12 protein-coding genes are annotated in these 15973 nt (G+C 59.0%); 3 read left to right on the forward strand and 9 right to left on the reverse strand.

All coding sequences use genetic code 11. From position 1 onward, the window contains the following. Window positions 1-79: 79 nt before the first annotated feature. The 3 genes from ACRZ96_RS16595 to ACRZ96_RS16605 are packed head-to-tail and all read right to left on the reverse strand — an operon-like array spanning window position 80 to window position 3164. Window positions 80-964, reverse strand: a complete 885-nt coding sequence (locus ACRZ96_RS16595) for an esterase-like activity of phytase family protein (protein ID WP_480814849.1) — start codon at window positions 962-964, stop codon at window positions 80-82. Next, window positions 937-1800 carry a penicillin-insensitive murein endopeptidase gene (gene mepA / locus ACRZ96_RS16600; RefSeq protein ID WP_480706553.1) on the reverse strand — a complete coding sequence of 288 codons (864 nt, stop codon included), beginning with the start codon at window positions 1798-1800 and terminating at the stop codon, window positions 937-939. Before mepA ends, ACRZ96_RS16595 begins: the two co-directional genes overlap by 28 nt. After that, window positions 1797-3164, reverse strand: coding sequence for an MFS transporter (locus ACRZ96_RS16605; protein WP_480771864.1), 1368 nt, complete (start codon window positions 3162-3164; stop codon window positions 1797-1799). The genes mepA and ACRZ96_RS16605 overlap by 4 nt, the downstream gene beginning before the upstream one ends. 133 nt (window positions 3165-3297) lie before the next feature. Here ACRZ96_RS16605 and ACRZ96_RS16610 point away from each other — a divergent pair, with 133 nt between their 5' ends. The 3 genes from ACRZ96_RS16610 to yaaA all read left to right on the forward strand — a co-directional run bounded on the left by ACRZ96_RS16610 (window position 3298) and on the right by yaaA (window position 6507). Beyond that, window positions 3298-3585, forward strand: coding sequence for a YggT family protein (locus ACRZ96_RS16610; protein ID WP_170394943.1), 288 nt, complete (start codon window positions 3298-3300; stop codon window positions 3583-3585). A gap of 78 nt (window positions 3586-3663) precedes the next feature. Then, window positions 3664-5703, forward strand: coding sequence for a DNA helicase RecQ (gene recQ, locus ACRZ96_RS16615; RefSeq protein ID WP_480814850.1), 2040 nt, complete (start codon window positions 3664-3666; stop codon window positions 5701-5703). Between the two features lie 33 nt (window positions 5704-5736). Then, the gene (gene yaaA, locus ACRZ96_RS16620) at window positions 5737-6507 is read left to right on the forward strand and encodes a peroxide stress protein YaaA (protein ID WP_170426033.1); all 771 of its coding nucleotides are present in this window, start codon (window positions 5737-5739) and stop codon (window positions 6505-6507) included. On the opposite strand, the gene ACRZ96_RS16625 is transcribed toward yaaA, so the two are convergent. The 6 genes from ACRZ96_RS16625 to ACRZ96_RS16650 all read right to left on the reverse strand — a co-directional run bounded on the left by ACRZ96_RS16625 (window position 6498) and on the right by ACRZ96_RS16650 (window position 15927). After that, on the reverse strand, window positions 6498-6959 hold the full coding sequence (locus ACRZ96_RS16625; protein ID WP_170408569.1) for a VOC family protein: 462 nt from the start codon (window positions 6957-6959) through the stop codon (window positions 6498-6500). The two genes, yaaA and ACRZ96_RS16625, sit on opposite strands and share 10 nt — an antisense overlap. 9 nt (window positions 6960-6968) lie before the next feature. Beyond that, a complete protein-coding gene (locus ACRZ96_RS16630) occupies window positions 6969-9182 on the reverse strand; it encodes a response regulator (protein WP_170408570.1) in 2214 nt (737 codons plus the stop codon). 67 nt (window positions 9183-9249) lie between these two features. After that, on the reverse strand, window positions 9250-11292 hold the full coding sequence (locus ACRZ96_RS16635; RefSeq protein WP_170515214.1) for a hypothetical protein: 2043 nt from the start codon (window positions 11290-11292) through the stop codon (window positions 9250-9252). Beyond that, a complete protein-coding gene (locus ACRZ96_RS16640) occupies window positions 11289-14051 on the reverse strand; it encodes a DUF4159 domain-containing protein (protein WP_480814851.1) in 2763 nt (920 codons plus the stop codon). The genes ACRZ96_RS16635 and ACRZ96_RS16640 overlap by 4 nt, the downstream gene beginning before the upstream one ends. Beyond that, window positions 14048-14923: a DUF58 domain-containing protein gene (locus ACRZ96_RS16645; protein ID WP_170408573.1), complete on the reverse strand. Its 876-nt coding sequence runs from the start codon at window positions 14921-14923 to the stop codon at window positions 14048-14050. The genes ACRZ96_RS16640 and ACRZ96_RS16645 overlap by 4 nt, the downstream gene beginning before the upstream one ends. Further along, window positions 14920-15927, reverse strand: coding sequence for an AAA family ATPase (locus tag ACRZ96_RS16650; RefSeq protein WP_170394959.1), 1008 nt, complete (start codon window positions 15925-15927; stop codon window positions 14920-14922). Before ACRZ96_RS16650 ends, ACRZ96_RS16645 begins: the two co-directional genes overlap by 4 nt. Between the last annotated feature and the right edge of the window lie 46 nt (window positions 15928-15973).

A 15973-nucleotide genomic window follows, 5' to 3' on the forward strand; every position in this document is an offset into this window, starting at 1 on the left:
GTTTTGACAAGGTAGCGGCGACTTGGCCCCAGGCTCATCCCGAGGCAGGCCGTGCGTTTAGACCTTTGTCTGCCGCCTGTCAATCAGGCAGCAAGTATTCGACCAATTCAGTGCGTTGCAGAAAGAAGAAGTTGTCGTCGGAAATCATCGTTGCGCGCAGCCGCCCCTGCACATCGCGCCAGACAGAAAGGCCCTCGAGATTGTCATGCGTCCCGGTGCTGGTTTCGAACAGAATCTCTTGTGACACGGGTGCATCATCTGCGATCACCCAGCGCCGCAGTCGCGAGCGGAAGCCGAAAAATGACACCGCGCGCTCTAACACATACAAACGCCCATCGGGTCCAAAATCTGCCGCAACCGGCAGGAACCTTCCACTCGGCGGCAAAACAAACGGCCTTGTCCAGTGGTGGCCATCCCACCGATAGACGAGGATTTTACCGTCTGCGGTGCGGGATTTCTCGGTCAGGGTGTAAAGCCTGCCCCGATCATCGATCGCCAATGCTTCGAACGAGCCATTGCGCTCTAAATCATGAAAAGCCTCCGGGCGGGGCAATACCTTGGCTTTGGCCCCCGGTGTGGAATAATGGACCACTCGGTGCACACCTTCGAACGAGATATATAGGCTCCCATCCGGAGCGACAGCGATCCCTTCGGAATCCCCTGCCCGACCGCTCAGGCTGCGCCCTTTGCTCGAGAAGATGGGTCCGTATCTCAGTATCTGGATATTCCTGATTTGGTCTCCATCCCGGTTGATCCGCGCGGTCACAAGCCTCGACCGGTCGCCGAGCACGATCATTTGCCGGCCGTTTTCCGACAAATGAAGGGCCGAGAACCCGCCAAACCAACAGGCACTGTTGTACCAGTCAAATCGGGCTAGAAGCGTTGCCGGGCTGGTACCAACTGCCGAAACGGCACTGGCCAACAGCGTTGCAACAATCAGTTGGATTGCAAGACTGCGGCGCATTGCTGGGGAAGGTCCGCCATTCGATATTCACGACGTTTCTTGGGCGGCGGCGCATTTGGATCAGGTGGCGGTGGGTTCAGAATATTGCGCACCCATTGCTGCGCCTCGGCGCAACCATCACCCTTGGGTGGCGGGTCCTGATTTACACAGCCTTTCGATCCTTTCGGGCATTTCAGCCGCACGTGGAAATGATAGTGATGTCCCCACCATGGCCGGATCTTGCGCAGATAGGCTTTGTTGCCCTTCTCGTCATTGCACATCTGCACCTTTGCACCCGGGAATACGAAGATCCGGGCAACGCGCTTGTCCTTAGCGGCTTCGCGCAATACCGCATGGTGCTGCTTGGTCCAGTTGCCGTTTACATACGCGCCGTTCGCGCGGCGCAAGGATATAGACGAGATATTCTCGCGTGCTTTGCGGCTTAGGCGCATGTTATCGCCCGGCAGCATCCAGATATCGATATCCAAACCCAACTGATGCGAACGATGGCCCGAGGTCATCGGCCCCCCCCGCGGTTGGCTGATATCCCCGATATAGAGACCATTCCACCCCGGTTGTTTCGCGGCAAACCGGCTGAGATCCTGCACATAGTCGATCGCCTGAGGATGCCCCCAATTGCGATTGCGCGACAGGCGCATGGCTTGCCAAGTTGGCCCGGTTTCAGGGAGTTGCACCGACCCGGCGGCGCACCCGCGCGAATAACTGCCGAATGCGGCGGACTTTTGCTGCGACCCCACCTTCTGGGCTCCAAACAACTGTTTGGCCAAGGGCTGTGCCGTGGCCACGCCTGCCAGTACTATTGCGGCCAGAACGGCCAAAAAACGTAGTAAAATCATCTGCTCTGATCCCCTTCCGGTTTCACCCAGCGCATCAGGACTAGGCCCAGAATAAACAACAGAATGATCGGTGACACCCCCAGTCTTGCACTACCGGTTGCTGCTGTTGCTATTCCGATCAATAGCGGCGCTGCAAAGGCGGTCGCCCGACCCGAAAGCCCGTACAGCCCAAAACTCTCGACCGGGGTGGCGGGATCAGTATGGCGTACCATCATTGAACGGCTGGCGGATTGCAGAATACCTCCCATGCCGCCGATCAGAACTCCGCACCCGAAGAACGCCATGTCCGGCAGACCCGAGCCTAAGGGCAATGAAATTCCGTAGATCTGTGTTCGATCCATCAATACAACCGTTACGCAGACAAAGATCAGAACCCAAATCGCAACCAATATCACCGGTTTAGGGCCGTATTTACGATCCATCTTGCCTCCGATCCAGGCAAAGATGGCCGAGGCCAGAACGCTGACAATTCCGAACACGCCGATCTTGATCAAATCCCATTCAAGCACCAGCCGTGCATAGACGCCTCCGAAACTGTATAGCCCGTTCAACGCGTCGCGATAGAACATAGAAGACCCCAGATAGGTCGCCAGACTGACCCGGTGACGCAGCGCCGCCACGGACTTGCCCAGCAAGCGCAGCGCCTCACCCACGCTACCCTGTTTGTTGGTCTCAGGATCATCCCGAACCCACAGGAAATACGGCACCATGAACAACACGAACCATCCCGCGGTGAAGGGGCCGACAAACCGCGTCCCTTCACGCGTTGCCGCATCCAGCCCGAACAACGGATTCATACCAATCAAGGTCTTGCCGTTGGGCTGTTCAACAAACAGCGCCAGCATGATGGCCAGCGACAACAGGCCTCCGAAATAGCCGAAGGCGAAGCCCGAACCTGAAATCTCGCCCACTTCTCTATCGTCACCCAGATCGGGCAGCTGAGAGTTGATGAAGATCAGTGCATATTCTGCGCCCACAAAGCCCAGACCAAAAGCCGACAGCATCAACCACATGTTCGAGCCATCGGGCATCGTGTACCACAACGCGGCAGACCCCACCGCGTACATCACCGAAAACCCGAGAATCCACGGGATGCGTCGACCCGAAACATCCGCCATCGCGCCCAACAGGGGCGCTCCGAACGCGATGATCAGCCCAGTTATGGTCAGGCAATTCGCCCAGACGGTCTGCGCCTGCGCCGCCGCTGCATCGGTGTCTAATCCGGTATTCGCATAGTATTGAGCCGCCACCCCGGCGAAATAGGGGCCAAAGACAAAGGTCACTAGCAATGTATGGAACGGCTGGCTGGCCCAGTCGAAAAACCACCAGCCCCAGATGCGCTTACGCTTGGAAATATCAGCCATCTCTGCCCCATATTATTATTGTTGCGATCATAAGACGGGGCTTTGGGTCAATTCGCAAGCGTTCTGTTGGGGCGCACTTGCTCTTTGCGGCTGTGACGCTTAGGTCTCAGGACAATTGACGAACGGAGTGCCCATGCTGTCGCTGATCCAAATCCTTCTGCTGATCCTGGACATTGTCTGGTTCATCATCCTTGCCCATGTGATCATGAGCTGGCTGATCAACTTCCAGGTGCTGAACCTGCACCAGCAACTGGTGGCGCAAATATGGTACGGACTGAACCGTTTGTTAGAGCCGATCTACGGCCCCATTCGCCGCATTCTGCCCGCCATGGGCGGTCTGGATCTGACCCCTCTGGTGGTGCTGATCGGGGTCTATGCGTTGCGGATCATCCTGATCAACAACGCGGTCTATTTCTACTGACCTCTTGTTCACCGAATCTTAGTATGTGATGGTCCTGTCTTAAGAGCAGATAAACCATAAAACAGGACCCTCCGTCGCATGTTCGACTCCGCACCCTTGTTGCGAGACGTTTTCGGATTCGACGACTTCCGCCCCGGTCAGGAAGAGATCGTCGACGCCGTGACCGCAGGTGAAAACGTGCTGGCGATCATGCCCACTGGTGGGGGCAAGTCCTTATGTTTTCAGTTACCTGCGTTGCTGCGAGACGGCGTGACTGTTGTGATCTCTCCGCTGATCGCCTTGATGCGCGATCAGGTGCGTGGGCTGCAGGAAGCCGGTGTCGAGGCGGGCGCGCTCACCTCGGGCAACACCCCCGAAGAAACTGATGCGGTATGGGACGCATTAGAGGCTGGGCGGCTCAAGCTTCTGTATATGGCGCCCGAGCGTCTGGCCGCCGGGTCGGCGCTGGGGATGCTGCGTAGGATTAACGTCAATCTGATCGCGGTGGATGAAGCCCATTGTGTCAGCCAATGGGGCCACGATTTCCGCCCTGACTATCTGCGGATCGGAGAGCTGCGGCGCGCTTTGAATGTTCCCCTCGCCGCGTTCACCGCGACAGCGGATGCGGAAACGCAGGACGAGATCGTCGAAAAACTGTTCGACGGTGTCGCGCCGCGCAAATTCCTGCGGGGGTTCGACAGGCCCAATATCCATCTGGCTTTTGCCGCCAAGGATGGACCGCGCAAACAGATCCTCGATTTCGCTGCCGCGCGCAAAACCCAATCCGGCATCGTCTATTGCGGGACCCGCAACAAGACCGAGGTGCTGGCGCAAGCCCTGCGCGCCGAAGGTCACACGGCCTGCCACTATCACGGCGGGATGGAGGCCGAGGATCGCCGCATCGTGGAAGCTCGCTTTGCGCGCGAGGACGGGCTGATTGTCGTCGCTACGGTCGCCTTTGGCATGGGTATCGACAAGCCGGACATCCGCTGGGTCGCCCATGCGGATTTGCCGAAATCGATCGAGGCCTATTATCAAGAAATCGGTCGTGCCGGACGCGATGGTGGACCAGCCGAGACCCTGACCTTGTTCGGGCCTGACGATATACGACTACGACGCTCACAGATCGACGAAGGGCTGGCCCCACCTGAACGGCGCATGGCGGATCATGCGCGTCTTAACGCGCTGCTGGGATTGGCCGAAGCACTGAAATGCCGCCGCCAGACCTTGCTGGGGTATTTTGGGGAACAGGCTGAATCCTGCGGCAAGTGCGATCTCTGCGACAACCCGCCAGAAATCTTCGACGGCACAACGCCCGTCCGTATGGCTCTGTCCGCGATTTTACGCACCGAGGAATGGTTCGGGGCAGGTCATCTGATCGACATTCTGCTTGCCAACGAGACCGATAAAATTCGCGCACGGCGACACGACAATCTGTCCACCTACGGCATCGGCAAGGACTGGTCGCGCCCGCAATGGCAAGCGATCTTCCGGCAGATGATGGGCCATGATTTGGTGCGCCCCGACCCTGAACGCCACGGCGCGCTGCGTATGACAGAAGCCGCCAAACCCATCCTGAAAGGTGAAGCGCTGATCGATCTGCGCAAGGATACCATCCGCAAAGCCACCCGACGACCCGCTGTCAAAGCGATGGTGTCCGAGGAAGACGCGCCGCTGCTCTCGGCGCTCAAGGCCAAGCGGCGCGCACTGGCCGAGGCCGCTCGGGTCCCGGCTTATGTCATTTTTCCTGATCGCACCCTAATCGAGATGGCAGAAACCCGACCTGCAAATCTGGATGACATGGCGCGGATCAGCGGTATCGGGTCAAAGAAACTGGAACGCTATGGTTCCACTTTCCTTGAGGTGCTGACCGGCGCGGTAGAAGAGCTGCACCCCGCAAGGCGCAAACTTGCCGGCCGCAATCAGGGCGACATTTACGATCAGTTGCTTGAGGTTCAATCGCAATTGTCGCGTGGCCCCGACGGGATCGACAAACCACTAAGCTGTACGGCTTCGCAACTGGCGAAAGTGGCGCAACTGCACCCGGATGATCCACGAGCGATGGAGCAGGTTCTGGGTGACCGTCGTCACGAAAGGTTTGGCGCGGCGTTTCTGGACGTGCTGCAACAGGCGGGCTAGATACGCCTGAACAGGCGAGAAACGAGGGCGGATATGCTGGTAGTGATTTCCCCGGCCAAGCGGCTGGATTGGGCAGAACGAAACGTCGAAGTAACCCAACCCGATTTTCAGGATGACGCGATCCGCTTGTCGAAGACCGCACGCAATCTGACATTGGGCGATCTGAAAAAACTGATGGACCTGAGCGACGACTTGGCCCGCCTGAACCGCGACCGGTATCGTATGTTCTCGGACGCGCCCGATGCGGAGACGACACGCCCTGCCGCATTGGCTTTTGCCGGCGATACCTATCAAGGGCTTGAAGCCGCATCGCTGGATGCCGACGAAATGGCCTGGGCACAGGATCACCTGCGCATTCTGTCCGGGCTTTATGGCGTATTGCGCCCGCTGGATGCCATACAGGCCTACCGGCTTGAGATGGGTAGTAAACTGAAAACCAGACGCGGAAAAAACCTGTACGAATATTGGCGCGATCAGCTAAGCAAGGTGCTGAACGCGCAGGCCGCCGAAACTGACAGCAAGGTTCTGGTGAACTGCGCCAGTCAGGAATACTTCGGCGCGGTCGACCTGAAGGCACTGAAGCTGCCCGTTGTGACCCCGGTCTTCATGGAGGACAAGGGCGGCACCCCCAAGATCGTCAGCTTCTTCGCCAAGAAAGCGCGCGGTGCGATGGCACGCTACATCATCCAGCACCGCCTGACCGATCCCATTGGCCTGTTGGATTTCGACAGCGGTGGTTATGAATACAGGGCAGATCTGTCTGACGACTACAAACCTGTGTTTGTTCGCCCCTATCAGGCCTGATCGAGCAGTGAAGGGTCGTAGGCTACAAGCTCAACGGTGTTCCCTTCGGGGTCTTGGGTGAAGATACCGCGCCAGCCGATCCAGCCGAAATGCTCGACCCGATAAGGCTGGTCGATCTGGTCGTACCAGCGCATGACAGCATCCTGTTCGACAAAGGGCAGCGACAGCGCGATATGGTGCAGGGCCGAGGCACCCCCTGTTACTGGCACTGCCGCGCCAGTCTGGCCCGATCCACGCTCAGAGCCAACAGACTGGTGAAACAGGGCCAGCACCTGTGTATGTCCACCAAACCCTTCGGCAATCCGAAAAAAGGTGATGGCGCTGTTATGGTCGCCTTGCAATCGCTGCAACCCGATCACCTTCTCATAGAAATACACCATTGCCGCCATATCGGTGCAGCGAATTGCAATCTCACCCAATCCCCGGGGGCGAAAACCGCGCTCATCTGACATAAATCGATCCTATTCCGTACTTTCACCTTCTGCACCGACCAATTGGGCATCGGCTGGACGATGTTCCAGTATCATCTTGTGGATCAGTTTCTTGTGCAACGGTTTGGTCAGATAATGATCAAGCCCGGCTGCCAGTATGCCCTGATCATCCCCTGTCATGGCATGGGCCGTCAGGGCCACTATGGGAACATGTCGATCCGTTCCGATCTCGCGCCGCCGGATTTCACCCGTCGCCTCTTTCCCATCCATCTTGGGCATCGAGATATCCATGAAAATCAGGTCCGGGTCGAAACTGGCGAAGGTTTCGATCGCCTCCAACCCATTGGAGACGAATCTCAAATCGATATTCAGATCTTTGGTCATCTTTTGAAGGATCAGTTGATTGGTTCGATTGTCCTCGGCTGCCAGAACCCGCATCAGCCTCTGATTCTGCGGAACTTGCGCATGAGTCTCGGGATCAGCGACGCAGTCGTCACTGCGATCCGACTTGAATACAGGAGCACCCAGCGCCATCAGCCGTGAATACAGCTCGGCGCGAGGAATGGGCTTTTGCAATACGCCGTCAATCAGGCGATGGGCCGGGTCGGCATGAATCACACCCGGATTGGCCGACATCACCACAATTGGCAGACCACCCCATCCTTTGTCGCGCAGTGTTGTGGCGAGTTCCAGACCGTCCATGTCCGGCAGATCGTGATCGCACAGCACCAGATCAATAGTTTTGTCCATTGCAGAAAGCGCTTCAGCCCCTGTTGAACAGGTGAGCGCCTGAGACCCAAGGCGACTCAGTTGCTTGGTCAAAATGGCGCGGTTGACGGCCATATCCTCGACCACCAGAACACGGCCCAACTGCCCCGCCAGATCAGGCGGAACGGGCTGCGGACCCTCAGCCGTGGGCAGTGTGATACGGAACCCAAAGCAAGATCCTTTGCCCGCGTCACTTTCGACCCAGACGGCACCGCCCATCATCGAGATCAGCCGCTTGGTGATTGCCAGCCCCAAACCCGTGCCTTCGAATTGGCGGTTCTGGGCATCCTCAACCTGATTGAATTCACCAAAGATGTGCGGGACCTTGTCGGCTTTGATTCCGATACCCGTATCCTCGATGGCCACGTGGATGTCGCAGGTTTCAGTTGTCGCGTCAGGAACACCGGTCACCCGGATAAGGACATGGCCCTGCGCGGTAAACTTCACTGCATTGCCGACAAGGTTGGTCAGAATCTGCCGAATCCGCCCCGGATCACCCACATAAAGCGTCGGCAGGAACAGGTCATAGTCCACCAGCAAGGTCAGGCCCTTGTCGCGTACGCTGGGTTGCAACAGCATCGCGACCTCAAGGATACAGCGCTCCAAATCGAACTGTTCGGGGTGCAGCGTCAACTTGTCGGCCTCGATCTTGGAATAGTCGAGAACATCGTTGATGATGACCAGCAAAGCCTCGCCCGAATTGCGAATTGTGCTTACATAGAGCCTTTGTTCTTCGTTCATCGGGGTTTCGGTCAGCAGTTCGGTCATACCGACGATCCCGTTCATCGGCGTGCGAATCTCATGGCTCATATTGGCCAGAAAGGCGGATTTGGCGCGGTTTGCGGCCTCGGCCCGTTCACGTGCAGCGTTTAGCTCGGCCTCATGCCGGACCGAGGCTGTGATGTTCAACGCCAGGCTCAGCACGTCACCGCCGTGGCCCCGCTGATCAATCAGCCGGATATACTGGCCGTTCCACAACTGGATCACCTCGGGTTCGGGGTGCGGTTGCGCCCAGCGTGCAAGCATACGCGCCTGCCAGTCCGCGATATTCTCCGCGCCGATGTCCACGATACCTTCATGGGTCAGAATTTCGAGAATACGCGTGTAGCTGATCCCCGGCGCGACCTCTTCCAGCCCATCGAAAACGCTTAGGTAAGCGGCGTTGGCACCGATCAGTGTGTTGTTGCCGTCGAAAAAGGCAAACCCGTCAGGGATGGTCTGGATCGAATGCCACAGGCGGCGTTCAGCCTCTTCGATCTTGGCATTGGCCACGGTCAGATCGGATTTGACCTTTTCGTTTTCATCGCGAACCGTCGCAACCTCGGCCTGAGTCTCATCGATCTGACGTGTCAATGCGATAGCATGACGTCCCAATTTGCGGTTGGCAGCAGACAACTCGGCCTGTTTCAGATGCAACAACCGCTCGGCCGCCAGTCGTGCGCGCCGTTCCTGCGCCAGTTTCTCAGCAAGACTCATGTAAAGTTTTCCCGCGATAATCTGCTCAGAGCATCGCGGTAGAGCATGAAAAAGTGCTTAAGCAGCGTTAGCGACGTCCCTCACGCAACCAACCGGCCAAGAGGAACCCACCGGCCAGCAACAGCACCAGCCAGGGTGGAAGCAACCCGGCCTGTGTAACATCGCGGGTTTCATAGGCGTCGCGCGGGGTCAGACCGATCCAGCCCCGACCTGCTGCCGGCCGGCCCGCACGGACATTCCGGATTGAGGGCAGACCCTCTTCCAACCGGATCGTTCCTCCGCGCAGGCTGGCCAGAACGGGGCTTAGAATCTCATCGGTCGCGATCGTGCGCTCGAATTCCTTTGGTGCAGCAGGACCAAGACCGATCACGGCGGAATGCGCACCCTCTTCCAGACGGTACAGGCCAATTTCAGGGCCGAAGTACTGCGCCTCGAACCGACCGGGCGAGACTTCGTTTAGCGTAATCTCCAAGGTGTCGCCGTTGGGGAGGGTGACGGTGACTGGGCCAACCTCATCCTCCAGCGTTTGACGGATAATGCGCATGGACTGGCCGTTCGCTTCGGCCCACAGCGCCTCTTCCTCAAGCTCGGGTTCTTTCATCATCCAATGCGCCAGCCTGCGGAGTAGTTCCAACTGCGGGCCACCACCCTCAAAGCCGCGGCTCCATAGCCAGGCGTGGTCTGATGCCATCAGCGCCACACGGCCTTCACCCACGCGATCCAACAGCAGCAACGGACGATCATCCACGCCGGTCATGAGCATATTGCCGGACAGCTGGCTGACATCGATCTGGCGCAGCCAAGCGCCCCAAGTCTCAGCATCGCCCAGATCAGCGGTAACCGGATGACGCTGGCCCAGATCGGTGACCATGGGCACGTACCGTTCCTCGTAAACCCGCGCACTGGGTTTTGCGGGCAGGACCGGCCCAAGCGGGGATCGGTACAGGCTGTCAGCCGTGGCAAAATCAGGGCCAGCAGCGACCAGCACCGCGCCACCATTGACGATATAGTCGCCAACATTGTCCAGATAGATCGCAGGCAGGATGCCGCGCCGCTTGTAGCGATCAAAGATGATCAGGTCGAAATCATTGATCTTCTCCAGAAACAACTCTCGCGTCGGGAAGGCAATCAATGAGAGTTCGTCCACCGGAACGCCGTCCTGCTTTTCCGGTGGCCGCAGGATGGTGAAATGGACCAGATCAACCGAGCTGTCGGATTTCAACAGATTGCGCCACGTACGCCCGCCCGGATGCGGCTCGCCCGAAACCAGCAGAACACGCAGGCGATCCCGCACGCCGTTCATCTGGATCAGAGCCGTGTTGTTGCGGTCAGTCAGCTCACCCTCGGCCTGCGGAACCGTGAACTGGATGACGTTCCGACCGCCATGCGGCAGCGTGATCGGGAGCTCGACCTCCAGACCGATTGGAATGGTGAACTGCTCGGGTTCACCTCCATCGACGGAAATCTCAAGCGGAGCGTTAGTAACTCCAGCAGGCGCAGCGCCAGTATCTTCGACGCGCAGGGTCAGGGTCACGGGTTCACCGATAATGGCGAAGGCTGGGGCGTTACGCACGATCAGGCGCCGATCCCAATCGCCTTCGCGCCCGGTCTGCAACAGATGCATTGGAGCAGGCAGGTCGGGTGCCAGGTCTGCATCATGAACGATGCCGTCTGACACCACGATAATGCCCGCTATCCGCGCACGGGGTTCTTCGGCCAGCGCCGCGTTCAGCGCAGCCATGACCTGCGTGCCCTCGTCACCATCGCCGTCACCAACCTGGATGCGGCGCAGCTCGGTATTTTCTCGGGCTTCGATCTCGGTCGCGAGGTCGTTGGCAGCCTGAGCAGTCTGTTCGGCACGATCCGATAAGGTTTGACTGGCGCTTTCATCTTCGATCATCAACACGATGTCGGTAAGCGGCGCGCGATCTTCGACCTGATAGACAGGACCGCTAAGCGCCCCGAGGATGACCAAGGCCGCCAAGCCGCGAAGGGCCCAGCCCGACAGACCGCGCCAAAGCGCCAGAACCACACCTGACATGGCAATCAAAGCCACGGCTGCCAGAAACGGCCACGGGATTAGCGGGTCAAAGATGACGGTTCCGGTCATTGTCCCAACCTGTCCAAAAGCGCGGGCACGTGAACCTGATCGGATTTGTAATTCCCGGTCAGCACATGCATTACCAGATTAACCCCAAACCGATTGGCCAACTCGCGCTGTCGTTCTCCGGCATAACCGCGACCCACGGGCAACAGGGACTGACCGTTGCGATCCACCGCCCAGGCCCCGGCCCAGTCATTACCGCCGATCACCACCGGGGTCACGTTATCGTTGAGGTTTCGGAAGGGCATTCCTTCGATCTGCTCGGCATCGGGTGGCGCGGCTTCGACCCAGACCTCGGTGCCAGAATATCGTCCGGGAAAATCCTGCAACAGGTAGAAGGCGCGAGTCAGCACGTGGTCACGCGGAACAGGCTCTAACGAGGGGATATTCAGCGGTGCCGCCAGCTGTTGTAGCTTGCGCCCATTGGGACTGGAGGCCCCGAAACCGGCGATATCGGCATCGCGCGTGTCAAACAGGATCATCCCACCCGACCGCAGATAGGCGTTGAGCTTTGCATAAGCTTCAATCGAGGGCTGCGGCTGGTCCGGAGTAACAGGCCAATAGAGCAGCGGAAAGAATGCAAGCTCATCACGTTCAAGGTCGATGCCAATCGGGTCGGCGGGTTCGACCGAAGTGCGAAAATGCAGCGTCTGCACCAACCCGCGCAGCCCGGCCAGCGCGATATCGTCGACCTGAGCATTCCCGGTAAGTACATGGGCCAGCACAAGCTCATGCGTCGCGTTCAATGCAAAATCGGTGTCTTCAGGGGTCTGTGCCCGCACCTCAGGGGCAAGGAACAGGGCAGCAAGCGCAAATGCAACAGGGGTTGCCTTGGCCAAGCGCCCCGACAACGCCAAAGAGGCAATCACATCGATTGTCAGCAACAACAATGCAAGGCCAAGCAACAGCCCTTCCAACGGAGTCTCATTGCTGATCTCCTGACCCCGGATTGGGACGTCAGACGGCCAGATCACCGGGGATAGTACAGCATCCTCGGCAAGAACATTCCGCGCCAGTTTCTGCTTGCCGTTTTCATAAAGCCCCGGGCGCAGGTCCGGCCCGATTTGCCCAGAAACCAGTTCGTCTCCATCGACACCGGGCAGCGTTCCTGCGTCAGTCAAAACACCGAAGCCATCCATTATTTGAATCGGCTCCCATACGGTGCCCTGCATCTGAGCCTCTTGACGCGATTTGGCAGCAGAGGCAACGGCAAGCCGGTCGAGCATTTCGACAAACAGCCCGGACAGCGGCAGGCTGGACCATTCCGCATCAGCCGTGACATGGAACAGAACCACCTGCCCCAGCCCCAGCGGTTTTCGGGTCACCAATGGTGTGCCATCCGACAGTGACGCAATGACCCGATCCGCCAAATTAGGATCTGGTTGTGCCATGACCTGAGTGGTCACAGAGACGTCCGCAGGAATCTCCAACCCATAGAACGGCGAGTTTTCAGTGAACGGAGCAAGCCCCTTCGCTTCACCCCAGCTCATGGCGCCGCCGACCGAGCGGCCACCGCTACGAAGTCGAACCGGCAACAGTGCATCCTCAGTATCGCGCCCCAGATCGCTGGCGGCCATGCGTGGGCCGGCAAAGCGCAGCAGTAGGCCGCCCTGTTCAACCCATTCGACGACTTCAGCCTGTTCCGACTCGGACAGCTTGGCCACATCCGCCAATACGATCACATCCGGGTTCGCGGGGAGAACCTCGGCCAGGCCGCCTTCGACAAAATCAGCAGTCGGAATCAGCACCTGTGTCAGGTAGTGAAGCGGCGACAGTAACTCTAACCCTTCGCGGTTCAGGGTGCCTGCGATCAACGCCACTTCGCGTCGACGCAGGCTGTCATCTGTCAGTGTAATGGCACCGGCAGAGCGCTGGCCTTGAATCTCGAACCGTGTAATGCGTGCGCGCAGTTCCGATGGAAGCGCAAGATCAATTTCCGCCTGCGTAGAGCCGTTTTCGAACTCAAGATTGGTCGATTGCAGCACCCGCATTGCTCCTGCCGGGTCGCGCCCTTGCGCCAGAACGGTGACTCTTTCCTCTGGTCCTGGATTAGCGCGCTGTACGCTTAGTCGGATTGCGCCGTCCTGATAGGTGGCGGGCAAGATCGCGGTGACAGGTGCAGAGGATTGGTAGACAATCACGTCCCCACGCGCCTGCAGGGCAGAAGTCAAACGATCATGGCCGACATAGGACAGACGGTCGCTGAACCAATGGGTGTCGAAGCCACCTTCGACCTGTCCCAACGCGATCAGAGTTTGGTCAATCTGCGCTTCGGTTGGCTGCCACGGCATCGGTGTAAGGCCCGGCAGACGCCCACGCCACGCCTCGGCGGCCTGAAACACAGGTGCCTCAGGCTCAGTCAGACGCAAGATCGACACAGGACGACCCGCCCGCCCGGCTTCCGTCAATTGCGCATCAATCTGATCAAGTGTCGAGGACCAACGTGTCGCGCCCCCCCAGCTTGCATCCAGCACCAGCAGTAGCGGCCCGGATCCGGTCTCATCGCGTGAGGGGTTCATCACCGGCCCTGCCAGCCCGATGATGATCGCTGCGGCTGCCAGCATCCGCAGTAGCAGCAACCACCATGGTGTACGGTCCGAAACGCTTTCATCATCCTTCAATCCCAGCAGCAAGGTGACCGCCGGAAAAAGAAGTCGGATCGGTGCAGGTGGGACGGCACGCAGGATCAACCACAAAATCGGAAGGGTCAGAAGACCCAGCAGCACCCAAGGCGCTGTAAATCCGATTCCTGCAAGAACCGTCATTGCGCACCCCCATCTAAGGCGCGATAAAGCCACAACAGAGCCGATTGAGCGCTGTCATCGGTGTGATGGAGCCCCATCTGCCAGCCAGTCGCGCGGCACAGGTGGGTCAGCGCATCCTTGCGCGCCGCTAAGCGATCCAGATAACGATCGCGCAAATCAGCGGCCTTCAAGGTTTCATGTCGAGCGGTGCCACCAACACTTTCAAAAATGGTACGTCCCGAATAGGGAAAGGACTCCTCGCTGGGGTCCAGAACCTGCAGCAACACGCCGCGCACGCCCCGGTCAGCGGCTTTGGTAAGGGCCAGCTCGACCTCGTCCAGCGGCCCAAGAAAATCCGAGATAAACACCGCACGCGCATGCGGGATCATGGCGCGGTGTTCGGGTGGCGCGTAATCGGTTTGCGCATCTTCAGACCAGGCTTGGGCCAGCCGAATGATCTGAGCATTCCCCCTGCGCGGGGGCAGCGTCGTGCCAGTCAGACCAACGCGCTCGCCACCACGCACAAGCAGGATAGCGGTCGACAGCCCCAGCAGGCGCGCACGATCGGCCTTGGTCGGCAAGTTCTTGTCCGAAGCAAACCGCATCGACGCGCCCTGATCGACCCAAAGCATGATCGACTGTGCAATCTGCCATTCGCGCTCACGTACAAACTGCTGATCACCACGGGCCGAACGGCGATGGTCGATCAACCGGCGACTGTCGCCAATCTGCGCAGGGCGGTACTGCCAGAAATCATCCCCCAGACCCGAGCGTCTCCGCCCGTGATCGCCCAATAAAACGGTTCCGGCCAGATGCTCGGCCCGCGCCAATAACGGCGGCAACCGGGACGCTTCGGCCTCGGAGCGTTCGCGTAGGGTCTGGGCGGCGCTCACGCCGCGGCCTCAGTTCGGACCAGCCCAGTAGCGGTGGACTCAATCAGGTCAGAGAGGCTGTCACCACGTGCTCGCGCCGCGAAGTTCAACGCCATACGGTGGCTGAGAACCGGACGCGCCATGGTCAGAACATCCTCGGCATTGGGGGCCAAACGGCCTTCCAGCATCGCATTTGCGCGCACGGTCATCATCAGAGCCTGCGCAGCGCGCGGTCCGGGACCCCAGGCAACAGTTTCCTTCACCCGCTCTGACACACCTGCCTCATCCGGGCGGAAGGCGCGGACCAGATCGAGGATCAGTTCGACAACCGACTCTCCTACAGGCATCCGGCGCAACAGAACCTGTGCGGCCAGCAATTCTTCTTTGGTGAAAATCTGATGCGCCTCGGCTTCCTCGACGCCCGTGGTAGCCAGCAGAATATCTCGCTCGGTCTGGCGATCCGGATATTCCACGTCGACCTGCACTAGAAACCGGTCCAGTTGAGCTTCGGGCAATGGATAGGTCCCTTCCTGCTCAATCGGGTTCTGCGTTGCCAGCACATGGAACGGTACGCCCAATTCGCGGTCTTCGCCCGCGACTGTCACCGTACGCTCTTGCATCGCCTGCAACAGTGCCGATTGAGTCCGGGGACTGGCACGGTTGATCTCATCCGCCATCAGCAACTCACAGAAAATCGGGCCGGAGATGAAGCGGAAATGGCGGCTGCCATCTTCGGCAGTATCCAGCACTTCCGAGCCCAGAATATCAGCAGGCATCAGGTCCGGCGTGAACTGGATGCGGTTGCCATGCAGGCCCATCACGGTCGAAAGCGTCTCGACCAACCGCGTCTTGCCCAGCCCCGGCAGACCGATCAGCAGCGCGTGACCGCCGCACAAAAGCGCGGTCAGGGTCAGGTCCACGACCTTCTCCTGCCCGATAAAGCGGCGGGTGATCGAGGATTTGGCCTCTTGCAGCTTGTTTTCCAGCGCTTCGATCTCGGACACGAGGTCGGCAGGTTCGGACATGAGGTTCCCTTCCGTGGACTGTTATGATTGAAGTGTATCGCGCTGA

This window comes from Ruegeria sp. CF1 (assembly GCF_056537445.1).